The organism is uncultured Azonexus sp. (assembly GCF_937982035.1).
Lineage (GTDB): Bacteria > Pseudomonadota > Gammaproteobacteria > Burkholderiales > Rhodocyclaceae > Azonexus.
Window position 1 is genome coordinate 32,866 of the sequence record NZ_CALJNI010000002.1, and the last position, 20,988, is coordinate 53,853.

Here is a 20,988-nt window from a genome sequence, read left to right on the forward strand (position 1 = left end):
TAGGAATCATGGGTCTCGGGGAGTCAATAGGAGAAATCGGATTGTGCCAGACGTGCCGCCTCGTCGAGCGCCTTGCGGCGCGATTCGGCTTTTGCACGGGCATGTTCGGCCAGCGCCTGGCGTAATAGTTCCATACCGTCGCCGGTGCGCGAACTGATGCGAACGCGGGAGATATTACCATATTCGTCCCGATCGACCCCGGACGTGGCCTCGGTCAGGTCGATCTTGTTCCAGACGATCAGTTGCGGCACGTCGCGCGCACCGATTTCCTCAAGTACGCGGGCCACTTCGAGCATCTGCTCGTCGCGGGCATGACTGGCACTGTCGACGACATGCAGCAGCAGGTCGGCATCGACCGCCGCTTCCAGCGTCGCGTGGAAGGCATCGACCAGCGAGTGCGGCAGATCGCGGATGAAACCGACGGTATCGGAAATGACGATATTGCCGGCCTGCTCGATCCACAGCTTGCGCGACGTGGTATCGAGTGTGGCGAACAACTGGTCGGCCGCATAGACGCCGGCGTGGGTCAGGGTGTTGAACAGGGTCGATTTGCCGGCATTGGTGTAGCCGACCAGCGAAACATTGAGCACGTCGCCGCGCCGCCGGGCCTTTCGTTGCACGCCGCGCTGCCGCGACAGCTTGTTCAGTCGCTCCTTGAGCAACTTGACGCGGTTGCCGAGCAACCGGCGGTCGGTTTCAAGCTGGGTTTCGCCCGGACCGCGCATGCCGATCCCGCCGCGCTGCCGCTCCAGGTGAGTCCAGCCGCGCACCAGACGGGTCGCCAGATGTTCGAGTTGCGCCAGCTCGACCTGCAGCTTGCCTTCGGCACTGGCCGCGCGCAAGGCGAAGATGTCGAGGATCAGGCTGTTGCGATCGACCACCCGGCACTTCAGGGCCTGCTCAAGGTTGCGCTGCTGAACGGGCGACAGGGCGTGATTGAAGATGACCAGCTGGGCATCGGCGGCGGCGATCATGGCCGCCACCTCATCGACCTTGCCTTTGCCGGCAAAGGTCCGGGGATCGGGACTGTGCCGTCGTCCACGGACTTCGGCAACGACCTGGCCACCGGCCGATTCGGTCAGCAGACGGAGTTCTTCAAGCTGGTCCTCGACATCGACCTGCCCGAAATCCAGTTGCACGATGACGGCGCGCTCGCCGGCGGCGGGGCGCTCATGCATGGGGAAATCCTGCGGGAGAAAACGCCGTCCCGCAGGCGCGGGACGGCGGGATGAAGCGTCTTATTCTGCGGCCTGCTCTTGCTGGAGATTTACCGGACGGGCCGGCACGACCGTGGAAATGGCGTGCTTGTAGACCATCTGGGTCACGGTGTTCTTGAGCAGAACGACGTATTGATCGAAAGACTCGACCTGACCTTGCAACTTGATGCCGTTCACCAGATAGATGGAAACGGGAACATGCTCGCGGCGCAGGGCGTTAAGGAAGGGGTCTTGTAAGAGTTGCCCTTTATTGCTCATGGTGTGGACTCCATGTGTGTTGTTATGAGGGTCCTAATGTACCCAAATTAGAAGAATGGTGTTGGAAATTTTGTGGTTAATTTGTGACTCAGCGACGCTCCTTGTCGGCAAAGGGATTCTTGCCCGCGACGAACTGGATGCGCAGCGGCGTCCCCTGAAGGTGGAATGCCTCCCGGAAGGTGTGTTCCAGATAACGGCGATAACTGTCGGCGATCTGATCCACCGCATTGCCGTGCACCACGATGATCGGCGGGTTCGACCCGCCTTGGTGGGCATAGCGCGGCTTCGGCCGGAACAGGCCGTGCTTGGGCGGTGCCTGACGGGCAATGGCGTCGGCCAGCACCCGCGTCAGGCGCGGCGTGGACAGCTTGGTCATGGCCGCGCCGTAGGCGGCATCGACCGACTTGAACAGGTTGACCAGACCGACGTTTTCCAGCGCCGAGATGAAATGGAACTTGGCGAAATCGAGGAATTTCAGCTTGCGCTGCAGGATCTGCCGGGTCTGTTCGCGGACGTAGGAATCGAGGCCGTCCCACTTGTTGACGGCGACGACCAGCGCCCGCCCGGACTGGACGATGAAATCGGCAATATGCGCATCCTGGTCGGAAATATCGGCGCGGGCATCGACCATCAGGATGACCACGTTGGCATCCTCGATCGACTGCAGGGTCTTGATCACCGAGAACTTCTCGATGGTTTCGAAGACCTTGCCGCGCTTGCGCATGCCGGCGGTATCAACCAGCACGTATTTGCGCCCGTTGCGCTCGAAATCGATCTCGATCGAGTCGCGGGTGGTGCCGGGTGCATCGAAGGCGATGACCCGCTCTTCGCCAAGCAGGGTGTTGATCAGCGTGGATTTCCCGACATTCGGACGACCGACGATGGCCACCCGGATGGCATCCGAATGCCATTCGTCGTCTTCCGGCTCAGGGAAGCTTTCCAGCGCCATGTCGATCAGCCCGCGCACGCCTTCGCCATGCGCGGCGGAAATGGCATTCGGTTCGCCCAGACCGAGTTCGTGGAAATCGGCCTCGACCATGCCGCTGTTCAGGCCTTCGGCCTTGTTGACCGCGACGAAGACCGGACGGTCGAGCCGCCGCAACTTGTTGGCGATTTCCTTGTCGTGCGGCGTCAGGCCGGTACGCCCGTCGACCACGAAAATGACCGCGTCGGCTTCGGCAATCGCCTGCTCGGTCTGACGCGCCATTTCATGCAGGATGCCTTCCTTGACCAGCGGCTCGAAGCCGCCGGTATCGACGACCAGGAAGGGTTTCTTGCCCAGCTTGCCATGACCGTAGTGACGATCTCGGGTCAGACCCGGAATATCGGCAACGATGGCATCGCGGGACTTGGTCAGGCGGTTGAACAGCGTGGATTTGCCGACATTGGGCCGACCGACCAGAACGATAGTAGGTTTCATTGAATCTCGATTGCCCTGACATCACCACCGGATGACTGGGTCAGGAAACTGTTGCCCAGCAACTGGGGCGGGACCCGCACGGCGCTGCCGTCGGTCTTGAGGCGACCGACAAAAGCCCCCTCCTCGCGTGACAGGAAATGGACATAGCCTTCGACGTCGCCAACGACCACCACGTTGCCACGCACCGCCGGCGCCGTCACATTGCGCTGGCGAAGCTTGTCCTGCTTCCACAGGCTGCTGCCGCTGAGGCGATCCAGACCATAGACCACGCCATTGTCGTCGGTAACGAACAGGTAACGCCCATCGAGCACCAGTCCGCGCGCCGACGAAAGATCGCGCGACCAGATCAGGCTGCCGCCCTGCGCCATGTCGAAGCAGGCAACCTTGCCCTGGAAGGCCACGGCGCAGATCTGGGTGCCGTCGATGGCCGGCGGCGACACGATGTCTGCCACACGGTCAAGTTCGGTCGTGCCCTTGGGCTGGGCCACCGCCCCCTCCCAGACCGGCGCGCCATTGGCCAGCGAAAGCGCCATCAGCTTGCCGCCGGGAAAACCGGCGAATAGGTAACGGTCGGCGAAGACCGGCGCACCCACACTGCGCACCGACAAGGCAGGCATAGGCCGCTCGTACATCCATTTGCGCGCACCGTCGCGCGCATCGAGCAGGAAGATGCGGTTATCGCCGCTACGCACCGCCACGCCCTCGCCGCTCACCGCCGGCGCCGCCAGCACTTCGCTGCTCACCTGCGACTGCCACAGCGGCTTGCCGCTTTCAGCGTCGAATGCCAGCACGCCGCCCTTGGCGGTGCCGACGACGACCATGTGGATATCGGCGCCAACACCGGCCGACAAGGCTTGCCCGGCATCGGTCTTCCACACGATGCGGCCGGCTTCGATGCGATACACCCCGCCCTTCTGATCGGCGACGAATACCGCATTACCGACGACAGCCGGCGAGAAAACCGCACCGCCGGCCTTGCCCACGCCCTGTGACCAGACACTGCGCACCGCCAGCGTATCGGCCGACAGCTCAGGCAGCGGCGCCATTTTCGGCGCGCGGGAAGAAAACGGATTGATCGCGTCAAAGGCGTTGTTCAGCGTCGAACACCCCCCCAGCAAGAAGGCACCGGCGATGGCCAGCGGCATCAGGCGGCGACTCATGCTGCATCTCCAAGACTGTCGAGTTTCTGCTGCAGCAATTCGCGCGCCGGGCTGGCGGCCTTGGCTGCCGCCTGGTCGAGCGCCGCCTGGTAGGCCGTGCGCGCATCCGCCGGTTTACCCTGGGCTACCAGGATGTCGCCGCGAAGTTCCTGGAAACGGGCCTGGAAAGCCGCTGCCGAGGTCGCCTCGAGTGCCTTCAGGGCCTCGTCGTAGGCCTGCTCGTCGAGCAGCACCGCCGCCAGACGCAAACGGGCGATATCGCGCAATTCGTCCTTGGCGTTGTCTACCACCCAGGCGAGCTGCGCCTTGGCCGTCTTCAGGTCGCCGGCATCGAAGGAATGCCGGGCCGCCAGCAAGGCACCGAGCGAAGCGTAGCCGCTGCGCCCGAACTTGGCCGTCAATTCGCCCGCCGACGCCTTGATGCGCTGTGCGTCGCCCTGCTGGACGGCCTGTTCGAGCGCGGCAAAGACCGTCGCTGCCTTGGCCGTCTCGTTGTTCTGGTACCAGTTCCAGCCTTGCCAGCCGACAACGGCCAGCGCCGCGGCGGTCACCAGCGAGGTAACCAGGTTGCCGTACATCTGCCACCAGGTTTTCAGGGTATCGATCTGTTCCTGCTCTTCGAGGTCGTAATGCGCCATGCTGCTTATTCCTCTTCGTCCGAATCAATCATGTGGTCGATGATGGCTTCCGCCAGTTCGTCGACCTTCAGTTTACGTTGTTCCACGCCTTCTTCGCGCAGCGCCTTCAGTTGTGCCTCGCCGGTCGCCGCTTCGTCGTCGCCGATGATCACCGCGAAAGCGGCGCCGCTGCCGTCGGCCTTCTTCATCTGCGACTTGAAGGAGCCGCCGCCGCAGTGCAGCAGCACGTCCAGCCCCTGGTCGCGCAGACCTTCGGCAACACGGAAAGCCAGCCGGCCGGCGGCTTCACCCTGGTGCACGACATAGACGTCGGGCGCCGGCTCGGCCGGCGCGCCGCCGGAATCCTTGATCAAGGCGATCAGCCGTTCGACGCCCATGGCAAAGCCGCAGGCCGGCGTCGGCTTGCCGCCGAGTTGTTCGACCAGGCCGTCGTAGCGCCCGCCGGCGCAGACCGTGCCCTGGGCACCGAGCTTGTCGGTGACCCATTCGAAGACGGTCAGGTTGTAGTAATCGAGACCTCGCACCAGGCGCGGGTTGATCGTGAACGGCTGGCCGGCATCGCGCAGCACCTGCTGCACGCCCTCGAAGTGGGCCAGCGACTCGGCGCCGAGGAAGTCGATCAGCTTTGGCGCCGCGGCGCAGATGTCCTGCAGCGCCGGGTTCTTGGTGTCGAGGATGCGCAGCGGGTTGGTGTACAGACGACGCTTGGCGTCCTCGTCGAGCACGTCAACGTGCTGTTCCAGGTAGGCGATCAGCGCGGCGCGATGTTCGGCGCGCTCGCTCGGCTGACCGAGGCTGTTGATCTGCAGTTCGATGCCGTCGAGGCCGAGGTCGGCCCACAGGCGGGCGCCCATCAGGATCAGCTCGGCATCGATGTCCGGCCCGGCGATGCCGAAAGTCTCGACACCGACCTGATGAAACTGGCGATAACGCCCCTTCTGCGGCCGCTCGTGGCGGAACATCTGGCCGATGTAGTAGAGACGCTGCGTCTGCCGCGCCGCCAGGTTGTGCTCGATGACGGCACGGACGCAGCCGGCCGTGCCTTCCGGGCGCAGCGTCAGCGCCTCACCGTTGAGGCCGTCGATGAAGGAATACATTTCCTTCTCGACGATGTCGGTGACTTCGCCGATGGCACGCTTGAACAGCGGCGTCGGCTCGACGATGGGCATGCGGATCGGCCGGTAGCCGTAGCCCTTCAGCCAGGTGCGGACGGTGTCCTCGAACAGTTCCCAGAATGCCGCTTCTTCCGGCAGGATGTCGTTCATCCCGCGCACGGCTTGCAAAGTCTGACTCATGCTTGCAGTTTCTTCTTGTAGGTGCGCTGGACGTAGCGCTCGATGATGTCCTTGAATTCGGCGGCGATGTTGTCGCCTTTCAGGGTAACGGTCTTCTCGCCGTCCTCGTAGACCGGCGCCGACGGCGCTTCACCGGTGCCCGGCAGCGAGATGCCGATGTTGGCGTGCTTCGATTCGCCCGGACCATTGACGATGCAACCCATGACGGCCAGCGTCATGTTCTCGGCGCCGTCGTAATGCAGCTTCCATTCCGGCATGCGGGCGCGCACGAAGTCCTGCACCTCGCCGGCCAGTTCCTGGAAGAAGGTCGAGGTCGTCCGGCCGCAGCCGGGACAAGCCGCGACCATCGGCGTGAACGCGCGCAGGCCCATGGTCTGCAGGATTTCCTGGGCAACGATGACTTCCTGGCTGCGCGAGCCGCCCGGTTCCGGCGTCAGCGAGACGCGGATGGTGTCGCCGATGCCTTCCTGCAGCAGCACCGACAAGGCGGCGGTCGACGCGACGATGCCCTTGGAGCCCATGCCGGCCTCGGTCAAGCCCAGATGCAGCGCGTAATCGGCGCGCCGCGCCAGTTCGCGGTAGATGGCGATCAGGTCCTGGACGCTCGACACCTTGCACGAGAGGATGATCTTCTCGCCGGCGAGGCCGACTTCCTCGGCCCTGGCAGCGGATTCGAGGGCCGAGGTGACCATCGCGTGGCGCATCATCTCGGTCGCATCGAGCGGCTCGGCACGCTTGCTGTTCTCGTCCATGATCCGCGCCAGCAGTTCCTGGTCGAGGCTGCCCCAGTTGACGCCGATACGCACCGGCTTGTCGTAGCGGCAGGCGAGCTCGACCATCTGCGCGAACTGCTCATCCTTCTTCTTGCCGAAACCGACGTTGCCCGGATTGATCCGGTACTTGGCCAGCGCCTCGGCGCAGGCCGGGTGCTCGGTGAGCAGGCGGTGGCCGTTGTAGTGGAAGTCGCCGATCAACGGCACGTTGCAGTTCATCTTGTCGAGATGATCGCGGATCTTCGGCACGGCCGCCGCCGCTTCCATCGAATTGACGGTGATCCGGACCAGTTCGGAACCGGCGCGCGCCAGTTCGGCGCACTGAATGGCCGTGGCCAGGTAATCGGCGGTATCGGTATTGGTCATCGACTGGACAACCACCGGCGCATTGCCGCCGAGGCGGACATGGGCAATATGGGTTGCGCGGGTCGGACGCTTGCTGATTGCGCTCAAGGCTTACTCCAGAACCAGACGGGCAACATCGCCACGGGTATGCGGTTCGAGATTGACGACCTGCCCCCGATGCAGGAGCTTGACGCCCGGCGCATAGCCGATCGTCACGGAAAGCGGCCCCCGACCTTCGACAGTCTGTTCGGTACCGGCGATCAGACGCTGGGAAAAGATAACGGTGTCGTCGCGATCCCGCACCTCCAGCCAGGACGCCTGGCTGAGCACGAAACGCAACTGCGAGGTAGCCACTGCGGCTTCAGCCGGCACGGCTGGCGCGGGCTGCGGCGTCGCGCCTTCGGCCGGCGCCGCCTGCGGCGCGATCAATTGCTGCGCCGAGGTATCAGGCGGAAACAAGGTTTCCTGGGCCGGCGCGGCAGGCGGCGGCGCCGGCTCGACGGCCACCTCGGTGCCCCCGAGCAAACCCTGCCAGGCGTCACGCAATGCTGTCAGATCGTTTGGCAGCAGGAAATAGGCGAGCGCAGCCAGAATCAGCAGCAAGCCGCCGATACCGACCACCAGTCCATCGCGCGACTTCGAGGCGCTGCTGATCCGGGCCGGGGCGGCGGCGGGGACGGCCAGGGTATCGACCGGTTTTTCCAGCAGGTTTTCCAGGCGTTCCATCAGCGGCGCCGGATCAATATCGACCAGCCGCGCGTAATTGCGCACGAATCCACGGATGAATGTGGTTCCGGGAAGCACCGACCAATCGTCGCGCTCCAGCGCCTCGACCTGGCGCTGCCCCAATTTCAGCGCCTGGGCAATATCCGCCACCGGCAGCGAGCGGCTCTCACGCGCATTGCGCAGCAGTGTGCCAACGGACGGCAACGCCTCGGGCATTGCCTCCTGAGCCTGAACCTCGACGGCTTCGGCGTTGTCGATTTGATCGCTCATTCAAAATTACCCTTGAGGAATTCCTGGTATTCCGCCGAGGTCGGATAACGGGTGCGCAACTGGGAGGCAAAACCGCTTTCCGCCCGCTGATCGCCCGACTTGCGTTCGAGCCTGATGCCCAGCCACAAAGCCTCGGCGGTCGGCGGCTCCATCATGCGCAGGGCATCGTTCAAGTACAGCCTCGACTCCTGGAGATTGCCGCGCTTGAAAAAGATGGTAGCCAACCCGACACGCGCCTGCACCGCACCGCTGCGCGAAACGCGAACAGCCTGCAGCAGGTAGGTTTGCGCCTGATCCAGGTCGCCGGCCTTGAGCAGACAGGTACCTGCGTTGGTATAGGCGCGATCCGGCGTTTCGTACAGGGGATCGCGCAAGGCGCGGTCGAAATACTGGATGGACTGGCTCACCCTGCCGGTATCACACAGAAACCAGCCGTAGTTGTTGTTCACTTCGGGATCTCCCGGCGCCAGCGAGAGCGCCCGGGCAAAATCGGCCTCGGCCTTGGGAAATTCACGCAGGGAGGCATAGACCAGCCCGCGCACGCTGTTGGCCGGGTAGAAGCGTGAATCGATCTGCAACGCCATCGCCAGATGCTCCAGCGCGATGGCCGGACTGCCCGACTGGAAGTAAAGCGAACCGAGTTCGGTATGTATCTTGGCCCGGCTACGCGGATCCGCCACCGAAATGGTCGTGTCGCCGGCCCCGCCGACCTGCGCCGGCTGCGGCGACGGCGCGAAATCGACCTGGGCGGCGGCCTGAGCGGCAAAGCCCAACGACGCCAGCAAAGCGAGAAGCCGGAACGGCCGGTAGCAGCGCATCATGTCCTCAACTCCTGAATGGGAATCAACGTCCCGGCGGTACGCCGGGTCTTGTCCTTGACCTGTCCGGCCAACTGACCGCAAGCCGCATCGATATCGTCGCCGCGCGTCTTGCGCGTGGTGGTGACGATGCCGGCCTGCAACAGGATTTCACCGAAGCGACGTACGCGATCCGCGGGCGAGCGGCGGAACGGCGACCCCGGGAAGGGATTGAAGGGAATCAGGTTGAACTTGCACGGCACGTCGCGCACCAGCGCCAGCAGTTCGCGGGCATGCGCGTCGCTGTCATTGACCCCGGCCATCATCGTGTATTCGAAGGTGATGAAGTCGCGCGGCGCTTTTTCGAGGTAGCGCCGACAGGCGGCCATCAGTTCCTTGAGCGGGTATTTCTGGTTGATCGGCACCAACTGATCGCGCAGCGCATCGTTCGGCGCGTGCAGCGACACCGCCAGCGCCACCGGACAATCCTCGCGCAGCCGGTCGATGGTCGGCACCAGCCCCGAGGTCGACACCGTGACCCGCCGCCGCGACAAGCCGTAGGCGTTGTCGTCGAGCATCAGGCGCAGGGCCTTGATGGTGTTGTCGTAATTGGCGAGCGGCTCGCCCATGCCCATCATGACGACGTTGGAGATCACCCGCTCGTCGCCATGAACGGCGCCCAGTGCCTTGTTGGCCTGCCAGAGCTGGCCGATGATTTCCGCCACCGTCAGGTTGCGGTTGAAACCTTGCTTGCCGGTCGAACAGAAGGCGCAATCGAGCGCACAGCCGGCTTGCGTGGAAATGCACAGGGTACCGCGCTCATCCTCGGGAATGAACACCGTCTCGACCGCATTGCCGTTGCCGACATCGATCAGGAACTTGCGCGTACCGTCGTCCGACAACTTGTCGGACACCACCGTCGGCGGCGCCACGACCGCCCGCGCCTTGAGCTTCTCGCGAAGACTCTTGGCGATGTCGGTCATGGCATCGAAATCCGCCACCCCGGAACGATGCATCCAGCGCAGCACCTGGCGAGCCCGGAAGGGCTTTTCACCCTGCTCGGCAAACCAGGCGGTCAGGCCGTCGGCATCGAAATCAAGAAGATTCTGCATCAGCATCCCGAGGCGTCGACCCCGCCGAAACGGCGAGCCCGACGACAGGCAAAATTAACGACCTGCGTAGGTGTTCATGCCCGGGAAGAAGAAGGCAACTTCCACGGCAGCGGTTTCCGGGGCGTCGGAACCATGCACGGCATTGGCGTCGATCGACTCGGCGAAATCGGCGCGGATGGTGCCCTTCTCGGCCTTCTTCGGGTCGGTGGCGCCCATCAGTTCGCGGTTCTTGGCAATGGCGTTCTCGCCTTCCAGGCACTGGATCATGACCGGACCGGAGGTCATGAACGAGACCAGATCCTTGAAGAAGGGACGCTCCTTGTGCACGGCGTAGAACTGGCCGGCTTCCTGCTCGGACAGCCAAGTCATGCGGGCGGCGATGACCTTGAGGCCGGCGCCTTCGAAACGGGAGTAGATCTGACCGATGACGTTCTTCTTGACGGCGTCGGGTTTGATGATGGAAAGGGTGCGCTCGATAGCCATGAATTTGCTCCGAAAAAGCTAGTCGGTTGAAAAACGGGGAATTTTAGCAGATAAGCCGAGGTCTTGACCGCCTCACTGAACCTCGGCCGCCTTCAGCAAGGGTTCGCGCAGCAGGGAAAAATCGCGCGGCGCCACGTACTGCAGCAGTTCCTTGCCGTCGGCATCGACCACCACATCAAGCCCCTTATCCGGATAAAGCAGATGGACGCGCTTGTCGGAAACCTGCAAACGCTCGGCTGGCTCGCCGAAACGCTGGACGATGGTCGCCTCGTCGAGATTGACCGTCGGAATCACACTGATCGCCTTGACCCGCATGGCATCGGCGGCGGCAAGATCGTCCGGGTGCAGACGAATCTTGCGCGTCGTGCTTTCCATGTGCTCCGCCTTGAGGGCACGCTCGCGCATGGCAATGATGACTTCGGGCGCGACATCGACGACCAGGATCACCCTGGCCAGCACGAAACCCAGCGGCAACTGGCCGTAGTAGGCTTCCAGCGAACCGACTTCGCCGGGGGCCGCGATGATCGCCACTTCCGGCTCGCCCCCCAGAACGGCACGCACCTCGCCCAGTGTCTGCAACCCCGGACGCACGCCGAAAACACGAGCACCTCCCTGACCATCGACTTCGATCTGCCAGGGCAGGTTGGCATTCGGATCAAAACCCTCTTGCTTGCCGGTACCCGGGATCAGGAAAGGAACGATCAGCGCGGCCAGGATCAGCGCCACCATGGACAGGGCAAATTTCATGAGCAGTCAGGCTTTCAATACAAGGCAGCGATTGTGCCACAGGCAGGAGAGCACGAAATGAAAAAGGCCGCGCTTCCGGAGAAGCGCGGCCCGTTTCGATCAGCGGATCGCTACATCATGCCGAGCGTACGCGGCAGCCAGAGCGAGATATCCGGGATGTAGGTGATGAAGATCAGGAAGACCAGCATTGTGTACAACCACGGCAACACGGCCTTGGTCATTTCGCTCATGCCGGCGCGGGTGATGCCGCTGGCAACGAACAGGTTGAGACCGACCGGCGGCGTGATCATGCCGATTTCCATGTTCACAGTGATGATGATGCCGAAGTGGATCGGATCGATACCCAGAGCCACAGCAACCGGGAACAGGATCGGCGCCAGGATCAGGATGATCGACGACGGCTCCATGAAGTTGCCGGCGATCAGCAGCAGGATGTTGACGATGACCAGGAAGCCCACCGGACCGAGACCCAGATGGATGATCCAGTCGGCGATGCCCTGCGGAATCTGCTCGGAGGTCAGGATGAACGAGAACAGGATGGCGCTGGCGATGATGAACAGCAGCATCGAGCTCATGTTGGCCGAATCGAGCAGCACCTTGGGAATCTGCTTGAAAGTCAGATCCTTGTACACGAACACCGCGATGAAGAAGGCGTAGACCGCGGACATGGCCGCCGCTTCGGTCGGCGTGAACATGCCGGAGTAGATACCGCCCATGACCACGACGATCAGCATCAGCCCCCAGAAAGCTTCGCGGAAGGCCTTGAAGCGGGTGCCCCAGCTCGCCTTCGGCAAGCGCGGATAACCGCCCTTGCGCGCCTGCCACCAGGTCGTCGCACCGAGCGCCAAGGCCAGCAGCAGCCCCGGAATGACGCCGGCCATGAACAGCGCGCCGACCGACGAATTGGTCGTCACCGCGTACATCACCATGACGATGGACGGCGGGATCAGGATGCCCAGACCACCGGCCGAGGCCACCACACCGGCGCCGAAGCGCATCGGGAAGCCCTGCTTGATCATGGCCGGAATCAGGATCGAACCGATCGCCACCACGGTGGCCGGCGACGAACCGGACACCGCCGCGAACAGCGCGCAAGCCAGCACCGCCGACATGCCGAGACCGCCGGTCAGGTGACCGACCATCGAGGTGGCAAAATTGATCATGCGCCGGGCGACGCCGCCGTGGGTCAGGAAGTTGCCGGCCAGGATGAAGAACGGGATCGCCATGATCTCGAACTTCTCGATGCCGGTGAACATCTTCAGGGCCACCGAAGCGATCGGTGTATCGGTAAAGGCGAACATGAAGCCGAGCACAGTAAGACCCAGCGCCACGCCGACCGGCATGCCGATCACCATCAGGGTGAGAAGGATGCCAAAAATGATGACTGCGCTCATGGCTTACTTCTCCTCTTTCTTGTCGCGGGAGGGATGCTGTTTCTCCCACTCGCTGTCGCTCAGACCGGCATGCGCGTGCTCGCGCTGCTCGGCGATGGCGATGGCCTCGCCGACCACCAGGACCTCGCCCTCTTCCAGACCTTCGACGTGACCATGGTCGTGCGTCGGCAATTCACCGGTGTTGGCGAACTTGATCATCACCTGGACGAAGCGGAAGCACATCAGGAAGGAACCCAGCGGAATCGCCGAATAGACGATCCAGGTCGGCCATTCGAGATCCGGCGTAACCGGCCCTTCGAAGAAATGTCCGGGGTCCATGCCCAGACTGCTCAGCGTGACGTAAGCCATGCCGTTTTCCCAGACGAAGTAGGCACCGAACAGGCCAATCACACCGGTGAACAGGATGCCGCAGGCCAGACCGAGCAGGATCATGCTGCGCCGCGGCTTGTCGGACAGCTTGTTGATCAGCAGATCGACCCCGACGTGGATGCCGGTACGCACACCGTAAGCGGCGCCGAATTTCGCCATCCACACGAAAAGAATGATGCAGAACTCCTGCGCCCAGCCCATATCGATGGACAGCAGCCAGTCCTGAACGCCCGGGATATCGAACCCGGTACCGTAGCGATGCACCACGGAAACGAAGATCACCACGGTGGCCAGTGCCATCAGCGAACCGATGATGAATTCTTCAAGAAAATCGATGAGTTTTCCCATGACCCCTCTCCTTGCAAAAACGCCCGCCGCCACCATTGGCAACAGCGGGCGCCCAGAGGACTGAAACGATTACAGCTTGTTCGGATTGAAGCCGGTAGCCTTGTAGACGGCGTCGATGGTCTGCTTGCCGATACGGCTTTCCATCTTCTTGTGCACCGGCACCAGGGCCTTCTTGAACTCGGCACGCTCGGCGGCGGTCGGCGTATGGATCTGGGTCTTGCCGCTCTTGCGGACATTTTCCAGCGAGGTGTCGTTCTCGATCTTAGCGATCTGGTTGGCGTAACGGGTTGCCTGCACCATGGCCTCGTCAAGCTGTGCACGGATGTCCGCCGGCAAGCCGTCCCAGAACTTCTTGTTCACGATGACCGCGTAGCCCAGGTAACCGTGCTCGGTCAGCGTCAGATGCTTCTGCACTTCGTGCATCTTCTGCGTGTACAGGTTGGAAATCGGGTTCTCGGTACCGTCGACCACGCCGGTCTGCAGCGCCTGGTAAACCTCAGAGAAGGCCATCACCTGCGGCAGGGCGTTCAGAGCACGAATCTGCTCCTCAAGCACCTTCGACGACTGGATGCGCAGCTTCTTGCCCTTCAGGTCAGCCGGCGTGCGGATCGGGGTATTGGCGGAGAAAGACTTGAAACCGTTGTCCCAGAAAGCCAGGCCGCTGATCCCCTTGGGCTCGAGCTTGGCCAGCAGTTGCTTGCCGACCGGGCCGGTGGTGACCTTGTGCAGATCGGCGTAGCTGTCAAACATGAACGGCAGGTCGAAAACTTCGAAATCGCGCACGCCCAGCGGGCCGAACTTGGCCAGCGACGGGGCCAGCATATGGACGGCACCCAGCTGCAGCGCTTCCATTTCTTCCTTGTCCTTGTACAGCGTCGAGTTGGCATAAACCTCGACCTTGACCTTGCCCTTGGTCAGCTCGGCGGCTTTCTGGGCAAAGAAGTCGGCAGCCTTGCCCTTGGGCGTGTCGTTGGCGACTACGTGGCTGAACTTGATCACGATCGGCTGTTGCGCATAGGCGCCGAGCGAAACGGCGCAGGCAAACAGGCCGACGAGAAGCTTGGAAACTTTCATGGATATCTCCTCCAAAGATTTGTTGGTCGCGAGAATCGGATTGCGACTGGGCGGAAGTATTACGAAACGGGTAACTCCTGCGTATTGTGGATATCCACATTCGACCCGGCGGGTTAACATCGCGCCATGGACTCACAGAGCACCCCGATCCTTACCGAAAAGCGCCACCTACCCTGGCTGCTGGCCCTGCCGAAATTCGGCATCGTTCTGCTGATGGCGGCCCTGCTCGCCCTGCTCTGGCTGCTCCAGCACTCGGAACGCGAAGAACAGCGCAACATTCTGATCAAGGATGTCCTGTGGCTGGAGCAGAACCTGCGCTTTCACCTCGAAGGCAACCGCGACTTGCTGCAGCAACTGGCCGTGGACATGACCGAGCCGCAAGAGCGCGAACGCCTGTTCCGCCTCCGCTCGACCCATTTACTGAAGAACAGTCCGGAAATATCCCAGATCAGCTGGCTCGACCCGCAAGGCCGAGCGCTGACCTCGCTGCCCGGCTACGACGCCGGCGGCGAAGCCAAAGCCATCCCCGGACACCGCATCCGCGCCTTCGACGTTGCCCGACGGCTGAGCAAACCGGCCTACAGCGAGCCTTATTTTTCCGCCGCACGCGAAAGCCTGATCGATCTGCTGGTGCCGATTTACGACGAATCGCGGCTGACCGGCATGCTGCTCGCCACCTACCCGCTCAACGATCTGCTGACCAACCAGGTTCCCTGGTGGTTCACCGAAAAATACAAGCTGGAAATTGTTGACGACAACGACACGCTCTACGCCACCAAGACGCACCTCGAAGGCACCAACGCCGACAGCTACCAGATTCCGTTCGACCCGCCCGGCCACGGCCTGCGACTGAAAGTCAGCAATTACCCCAGCGATCAGAGCACCTTGCAGCGATTGCTGACGATTTCCATCCTGCTGCTCGCCGGGGGCGTGTTCTGGAGCCTGTGGCTGGTGCGTGACCTGATGCACAAGAGCACGCGGGCCGAGGAGGCCCTTCGCGCCGAGCACGCTTTCCGGGCGGCCATGGAAGACTCGCTGACCGTCGGCATGCGCGCCCGCGACCTCAAGGGACGGGTCATCTACGTCAACCCGGCGTTCTGCAAGATGACCGGCTTCGCGCCCGACGAGCTGGTCGGCCATGAACCACCGATGCCTTACTGGGCGCCCGAACATCTTGAAAACACCGAAGCCATGCACCGCGCAGTCATGGCCGGCGAAGCCCCCAGCGACGGTTTCGAGATCACCTTCATGCGCAAGAACGGCGAGCGCTTCCAGGCGCTGGTATACGAGGCCAAGCTGATCGACGGCAACGGCCAGCATACCGGCTGGATGGCGTCGGTCCTTGATATCACCGAACGCAAGAACGCCGAGGAACTCGCCCGCCAGCAGCAGGAACAACTGCAATTCACCGCCCGCCTGGTGACTCTGGGCGAAATGGCTTCGACCCTGGCGCACGAACTGAACCAGCCGCTGGCGGCCATCGCCAGCTACAACACCGGCTGCCTGAACCTGCTGAACAGCGACAACCTCTCCTGCGCCGAACTCAAACCCGCACTGGAGAAAATCGGGGTCCAGGCCCAGCGCGCCGGCAAGATCATCCGTCGCGTCCATGATTTCGTACGCAAGAGCGAGCCCAAGCGCGCGCCCTGCGCCCTCGGCGAAGTCATCGACGACTGCCTGGGCTTCGTCGAGCCGGAAGCACGCAAACGGCAAATCCGCATCGAAGCAGACATCCCCGATCTGCCGTTGCTGCCGGCCGACCGGTTGATGCTCGAGCAGGTCCTGCTCAACCTGATGCGCAACGCCATGGATGCGATGAGCGAGACACCGACGGCCTACCGGCTGCTCCGGCTGAACGTCCGGGCGGACGGCAACGAGGTCCGCGTCAGCGTTGCCGACAATGGCTGCGGCATTGCCCCGGATATCGAGGACAAGCTGTACACCGCCTTCTTCACCACCAAGCAGGAGGGCATGGGGGTCGGCCTGTCGATCTGCCGCTCGATCATCGAATTTCATCGCGGTCGCCTGTGGGCGGAACAGAACACCGCCTCGCCGACCGGAAACGGTACGATATTCATCTTCACCCTGCCCCTGGAAAGCGCATGAACACACCCCGTGCCCACCTGGTCGACGACGACGAAGCCATCCGCGACGCATTGAGCTGGCTGCTCAAGTCCCGCGGTCTGCCCTTCGCCGTCTACGAATCCGCCGAGGATTTCCTGGCCGGATGGACGCCGGCCACCAGCGGCTGCGTGGTCCTCGACATGCGCATGTCAGGGATGAGCGGACTCGACTGCTTCGACGCGCTGCTCGATCGCGGCTCGACACTGCCGGTCATCTTCCTGACCGGCCATGGCGACGTGCCGCTGGCCGTGGCAACGCTCAAGCGCGGCGCCTTCGATTTCTTCGAGAAGCCGCTGAACGACAACGAACTGGCCACCCGGATCGAGGAAGCCATGGCGCTCGACGCCCGCCAGCGCGCCGAAAGCGCCACCCAGGACTCGGTCAATGCCCGGGTCTCGCGACTGACCACCCGCGAGCGCCAGATCATGGAACTGGTGCTCGCCGGAAAATACAATAAGGTCATCGCCGACGAGCTGAACATCAGCATGCGCACCGTCGAAGTGCATCGCGCCAACCTGTTCGACAAGATGCAGGTCAAGACGGCCGTCGAGCTGGCCAATCTGTTCAAAACGGGGCGCTGACGCTTCCCATGCCGGGCTTTTTTCGCTAGCATCGCAAAACACTTATCGGGCCGAACGCCCCATTCCAAACGTATATAGACCCCTGAGACCACGAGGCACACATGAGCGAGCACATCCACTACGTCACCGACGACACTTTTGAAGCCGAGGTGCTGCAGGCGCAGCAACCGGTGCTCGTCGACTACTGGGCCGAATGGTGCGGCCCCTGCAAGATGATCGCCCCGATCCTCGACGAAATTGCTGCCGAATACGCCGGCAAGCTCAAGGTGGCCAAGGTCAACATCGATGAAAACCAGCAGACGCCGGCCAAGTTCGGCATCCGCGGCATCCCGACGCTGATGATCTTCAAGAACGGTAATGTCGAAGCCACCAAGGTAGGCGCCCTGTCCAAGTCGCAACTCGCCGCCTTTATTGACAGCACGCTGTAATCTCCGTAGTCTCCCGCCCTGAAGGTGCAACGCGCACCTTCAGGCTGACGCAAACGGCCACGCGCCCCGGCGTCTCTTCCCTCCCAAGCCCTCTAGCTCCTGCGCCCCGATCTTCGGGCTGTCGCCCGCGCTTACATTCCGGCGCCACACACACTCCCAATGCAACTCTCAGAACTCAAGACCTTACACGTCAGCAAACTGCTGGACATGGCGACCGAACTCGCCATCGAAAACGCCAACCGCATGCGCAAGATGGAGTTGATCTACGCCATCCTCAAGACCAAGGCGAAGAACGGCGACACCATCTACGGCGACGGTACCCTGGAAGTGCTGCCGGACGGCTACGGTTTCCTCCGCTCGTCGGACACCTCCTACCTGTCCAACCCGGACGACATCTACGTTTCCCCGTCGCAGGTCCGTCGCTTCAACCTGCGCACCGGCGATACGGTCGAAGGCGAGATCCGCACCCCCAAGGACGGCGAACGCTACGTCGCCCTGACCAAGCTGCAATCGATCAACGGTTTCCCGCCGGAAGCCAACAAGAACAAGATCATGTTCGAGAACCTGACGCCGCTGCACCCGACGCGTCACCTCAAGCTCGAACGCGAGATCAAGTCCGAGGAAAACATCACCAGCCGGGTCATCGACATGATCGCCCCGATCGGTTGCGGTCAGCGCGGCCTGCTGGTGGCCCCGCCGAAGACCGGCAAGACCGTGATGCTGCAGAACATCGCCCACGCGATCACCGCCAACCATCCGGATGTCGTGCTGATCGTCCTGCTGATCGACGAACGCCCGGAAGAAGTCACCGAAATGACCCGTACGGTCAAGGGCGAGGTCGTCGCCTCGACCTTCGACGAACCGGCTTCGCGCCACGTCGCCGTTGCCGAGATGGTCATCGAGAAGGCCAAGCGCCTGGTCGAGCACAAAAAGGACGTGGTCATCCTGCTCGACTCGATCACCCGCCTCGCCCGCGCCTACAACACCGTGCAGCCGGCCTCCGGCAAGGTGCTGACCGGCGGCGTCGACGCCAACGCCCTGCAGAAGCCGAAGCGCTTCTTCGGCGCCGCGCGCAACATCGAGGAAGGCGGCTCGCTGACCATCCTCGCCACGGCGCTGATCGACACCGGCTCGCGCATGGACGAAGTGATCTACGAAGAATTCAAGGGCACCGGCAACTCCGAAATCCACCTCGACCGCCGGATGGCCGAGAAGCGCATGTACCCGGCAGTCAACGTCAACCGTTCCGGCACCCGCCGCGAAGAGCTGCTCCTCAAGCCGGACGTGCTGCAGAAGATGTGGGTGCTCAGGAAACTCTGCTACCCGATGGACGACCTCGAAGCGATGGAATTCCTGCTCGACAAGGTCAAATCGACCAAGGGCAACGCCGAATTCTTCGACGCCATGCGTCGCGGCTGAAAAATGTATTGCAAGCGCGTGATTATTCAACGATAATCTCGCGCTTCCCAGATCGGCCAATACCGCCGGTCGCTCGCTTAAAGGATATGAAATGAAAGCCGACATTCACCCGAATTACCACGACGTGCAAGTGACCTGCTCTTGCGGCAACGTCTTCACCACCAAGTCCACGATGCCGAAGAACGACTTCCACATCGAAGTCTGCTCTGCCTGCCACCCGTTCTACACCGGCAAGCAGAAGATCGTCGACACCGCCGGCCGCGTTGAAAAGTTCAACCAGAAGTTCGGCGCCATGCGCGGCAAGGCCGCTGCCTGATCGGTTTGAATTTCGCCAGAAAGGGCAGCCCATGGGCTGCCTTTTTCATTTGCGCATCCCATGCCTGAGCAACTGTCCCTGATCCGTCGCGGCATCCACCTGCCTCCTGCCGGCTGGGCGCTGGCCGGCATGCTTGCCTTCTACGTGCTGGCCGGGCTGTTCGGCCGCGACCCGTGGAAGGGTGAAGACGCGATCCACATCAGCACGGCCTGGCAAATGTTGTCCACCGGCGACTGGCTGGCCCCGTCGCTGGCCGGCCGCCCCTTCCACGAACCGCCATTGTTCTACTGGAGTGCGGCGCTCACCGGTCTGCTCTTCGATTGGGCCCTGCCGGCCCACGAGGCAATGCGCCTGGCCAGCGGCATCTGGATCGCGCTGGCGCTGACCGGGCTTTACTACGCCGGCCGCGAACTCTACGGCACCGACAGCGCCGCCGCCAGCCCGCTGCTACTGGCCGGATGCGTCGGCCTGCTCTTCCACGCCCACGATGCGCAACCCATGCTGATCGCACTGGCCGCCTACGCCGGCGGTCTCGGCGCGCTCGCCACGATCGGTCGCAAACCCCGCCTGACCGGCATTTTCTACGGCCTGGCGCTGGCCGCCTGCCTGCTTGGCGCCGGCATCGCGCCAACCCTGCCGCTGCTCGCCATCGCGCCGCTGGCCTGGTGGCTGTCACCGGATCGCCGCAAAGCGGCACACACCCTGCTGATCGGCCTGGGCATCGGGATCGCGCTCGCCGCGCCCTGGCCCCTGGCCCTGCTCAGCCAGCAACCCATTCGCTTCGAAGCCTGGCTGCTGACCGAACTGGCGCCGCTGAAAACTCCGTTTTCCGCTGGCGGCCTGGGGCTGTTCCTGGCACTGCTCCCGTGGTTCGCCTTCCCGGCCCTGCCCCTTGCTGCCTGGACCCTGTGGTCGAGGCGCGGGCAGTGGCGCGCGCCGGCTCAGTTACTCCCCCTGGCATTCTTCCTGCTGACCTCGCTGCTGCTGGCCTGGGCCTACCGGCCGCGCGAAATTCCGGCCCTGCTGCTGCTACCGTCGATCGCCCTGCTGGCCACGCCGGGCGCCCTGAGTCTGCGCCGGGGGGCGGCCAACGCCTTCGACTGGTTTGCCATGAGCATCTTCAGTTTCTTGGCCGTGCTGGTCTGGGTCAGCTGGGCGGCAATGACCCTGGGATTCCCGCAACGGCTCGCGGAACGGGTTGTCGAACTGCGTCCGGGCTTCGTCGCCGAGTTCGACCTGCTCGGACTGCTGATCGGGATCGCCGCCAGCATCTGGTGGATCTGGCTGATCGCCAATGCACCGCGCTCGCCCTATCGCAGCCTGACACACTGGACACTGGGTTTCACGACCTGGTGGCTGATGGCAACCGCACTCATCCTGCCCTGGTTCGATTACGGCAAGAGCTACCGTCCGGTCGCCGAAGCAGTCGCCGGCAAGCTGCCCGCCGACAAGACCTGCCTGGCCGAGCGCAACCTGAATGCCACCCAGCGCGCCTCCTTCTCCTACTTCGTCAACCTGGCGCCCGTCGAATACGACAGCCACTCGGGCAAGGCCTGCGACTGGCTGCTGGTCACCGGTAGCTCAAACGCCCAGCTGGCCGCACCTGACGCCGGCTGGACCCAGGTCTGGCAGGGCAATCGCCCCGGCGAGCGGCGCGAGCGTTTCCGCCTCTACCGCCGCTGAGACAGGCCGGT

21 protein-coding genes are annotated in these 20,988 nt (G+C 63.1%); 6 read left to right on the forward strand and 15 right to left on the reverse strand.

Annotated elements, in window-relative coordinates:
- Positions 1-23: 23 nt before the first annotated feature.
- From hflX to Q0799_RS02010, 15 genes are all read right to left on the reverse strand, one after another.
- On the reverse strand, positions 24-1,178 hold the full coding sequence (gene hflX / locus Q0799_RS01940; protein ID WP_298393623.1) for a GTPase HflX: 1,155 nt from the start codon (positions 1,176-1,178) through the stop codon (positions 24-26).
- A 60-nt stretch (positions 1,179-1,238) separates the two neighbouring features.
- Complete coding sequence (gene hfq / locus Q0799_RS01945; protein WP_011288708.1) at positions 1,239-1,475, reverse strand: RNA chaperone Hfq; 237 nt, start codon at positions 1,473-1,475, stop codon at positions 1,239-1,241.
- Between the two features lie 88 nt (positions 1,476-1,563).
- Positions 1,564-2,895 carry a ribosome biogenesis GTPase Der gene (gene der, locus Q0799_RS01950; protein ID WP_298393626.1) on the reverse strand — a complete coding sequence of 444 codons (1,332 nt, stop codon included), beginning with the start codon at positions 2,893-2,895 and terminating at the stop codon, positions 1,564-1,566.
- On the reverse strand, positions 2,892-4,055 hold the full coding sequence (gene bamB, locus Q0799_RS01955) for an outer membrane protein assembly factor BamB (RefSeq protein WP_298393627.1): 1,164 nt from the start codon (positions 4,053-4,055) through the stop codon (positions 2,892-2,894). The genes der and bamB overlap by 4 nt, the downstream gene beginning before the upstream one ends.
- A complete protein-coding gene (locus tag Q0799_RS01960; RefSeq protein ID WP_298393629.1) occupies positions 4,052-4,693 on the reverse strand; it encodes a tetratricopeptide repeat protein in 642 nt (213 codons plus the stop codon). The genes bamB and Q0799_RS01960 overlap by 4 nt, the downstream gene beginning before the upstream one ends.
- Before the next feature lie 5 nt (positions 4,694-4,698).
- Positions 4,699-5,988: a histidine--tRNA ligase gene (gene hisS / locus Q0799_RS01965; RefSeq protein ID WP_298393631.1), complete on the reverse strand. Its 1,290-nt coding sequence runs from the start codon at positions 5,986-5,988 to the stop codon at positions 4,699-4,701.
- On the reverse strand, positions 5,985-7,214 hold the full coding sequence (gene ispG, locus Q0799_RS01970; protein ID WP_298393633.1) for a flavodoxin-dependent (E)-4-hydroxy-3-methylbut-2-enyl-diphosphate synthase: 1,230 nt from the start codon (positions 7,212-7,214) through the stop codon (positions 5,985-5,987). The genes hisS and ispG overlap by 4 nt, the downstream gene beginning before the upstream one ends.
- 3 nt (positions 7,215-7,217) lie before the next feature.
- Complete coding sequence (locus tag Q0799_RS01975; protein ID WP_298393635.1) at positions 7,218-8,102, reverse strand: helix-turn-helix domain-containing protein; 885 nt, start codon at positions 8,100-8,102, stop codon at positions 7,218-7,220.
- Complete coding sequence (pilW, locus tag Q0799_RS01980; protein ID WP_298393637.1) at positions 8,099-8,923, reverse strand: type IV pilus biogenesis/stability protein PilW; 825 nt, start codon at positions 8,921-8,923, stop codon at positions 8,099-8,101. Before pilW ends, Q0799_RS01975 begins: the two co-directional genes overlap by 4 nt.
- Positions 8,920-10,011 carry a 23S rRNA (adenine(2503)-C(2))-methyltransferase RlmN gene (gene rlmN, locus Q0799_RS01985; RefSeq protein WP_298393639.1) on the reverse strand — a complete coding sequence of 364 codons (1,092 nt, stop codon included), beginning with the start codon at positions 10,009-10,011 and terminating at the stop codon, positions 8,920-8,922. Before rlmN ends, pilW begins: the two co-directional genes overlap by 4 nt.
- Positions 10,012-10,065: 54 nt before the next feature.
- A complete protein-coding gene (ndk, locus tag Q0799_RS01990; protein ID WP_298393641.1) occupies positions 10,066-10,494 on the reverse strand; it encodes a nucleoside-diphosphate kinase in 429 nt (142 codons plus the stop codon).
- Between the two features lie 72 nt (positions 10,495-10,566).
- A complete protein-coding gene (locus tag Q0799_RS01995) occupies positions 10,567-11,241 on the reverse strand; it encodes a hypothetical protein (protein WP_298393643.1) in 675 nt (224 codons plus the stop codon).
- A 110-nt stretch (positions 11,242-11,351) separates the two neighbouring features.
- Positions 11,352-12,635 carry a TRAP transporter large permease gene (locus tag Q0799_RS02000; RefSeq protein ID WP_298393645.1) on the reverse strand — a complete coding sequence of 428 codons (1,284 nt, stop codon included), beginning with the start codon at positions 12,633-12,635 and terminating at the stop codon, positions 11,352-11,354.
- A 3-nt stretch (positions 12,636-12,638) separates the two neighbouring features.
- The gene (locus Q0799_RS02005) at positions 12,639-13,352 is read right to left on the reverse strand and encodes a TRAP transporter small permease (protein WP_298393647.1); all 714 of its coding nucleotides are present in this window, start codon (positions 13,350-13,352) and stop codon (positions 12,639-12,641) included.
- 69 nt (positions 13,353-13,421) lie between these two features.
- On the reverse strand, positions 13,422-14,426 hold the full coding sequence (locus Q0799_RS02010; protein WP_298393650.1) for a TRAP transporter substrate-binding protein: 1,005 nt from the start codon (positions 14,424-14,426) through the stop codon (positions 13,422-13,424).
- Positions 14,427-14,552: 126 nt separating this feature from the next.
- Here Q0799_RS02010 and Q0799_RS02015 point away from each other — a divergent pair, with 126 nt between their 5' ends.
- From Q0799_RS02015 to Q0799_RS02040, 6 genes are all read left to right on the forward strand, one after another.
- Positions 14,553-16,532: a PAS domain S-box protein gene (locus Q0799_RS02015; RefSeq protein WP_298393652.1), complete on the forward strand. Its 1,980-nt coding sequence runs from the start codon at positions 14,553-14,555 to the stop codon at positions 16,530-16,532.
- Positions 16,529-17,131 carry a response regulator gene (locus tag Q0799_RS02020; protein WP_298393654.1) on the forward strand — a complete coding sequence of 201 codons (603 nt, stop codon included), beginning with the start codon at positions 16,529-16,531 and terminating at the stop codon, positions 17,129-17,131. Before Q0799_RS02015 ends, Q0799_RS02020 begins: the two co-directional genes overlap by 4 nt.
- 101 nt (positions 17,132-17,232) lie before the next feature.
- Complete coding sequence (trxA, locus tag Q0799_RS02025; RefSeq protein WP_028995956.1) at positions 17,233-17,559, forward strand: thioredoxin TrxA; 327 nt, start codon at positions 17,233-17,235, stop codon at positions 17,557-17,559.
- A gap of 159 nt (positions 17,560-17,718) precedes the next feature.
- Positions 17,719-18,978 (forward strand): transcription termination factor Rho, encoded by a 1,260-nt coding sequence (gene rho, locus Q0799_RS02030; protein WP_298393657.1) that lies wholly within the window; start codon positions 17,719-17,721, stop codon positions 18,976-18,978.
- 91 nt (positions 18,979-19,069) lie between these two features.
- On the forward strand, positions 19,070-19,294 hold the full coding sequence (gene rpmE / locus Q0799_RS02035) for a 50S ribosomal protein L31 (RefSeq protein ID WP_028995958.1): 225 nt from the start codon (positions 19,070-19,072) through the stop codon (positions 19,292-19,294).
- 60 nt (positions 19,295-19,354) lie between these two features.
- A complete protein-coding gene (locus Q0799_RS02040) occupies positions 19,355-20,977 on the forward strand; it encodes a hypothetical protein (protein ID WP_298393660.1) in 1,623 nt (540 codons plus the stop codon).
- Positions 20,978-20,988: the final 11 nt, after the last annotated feature.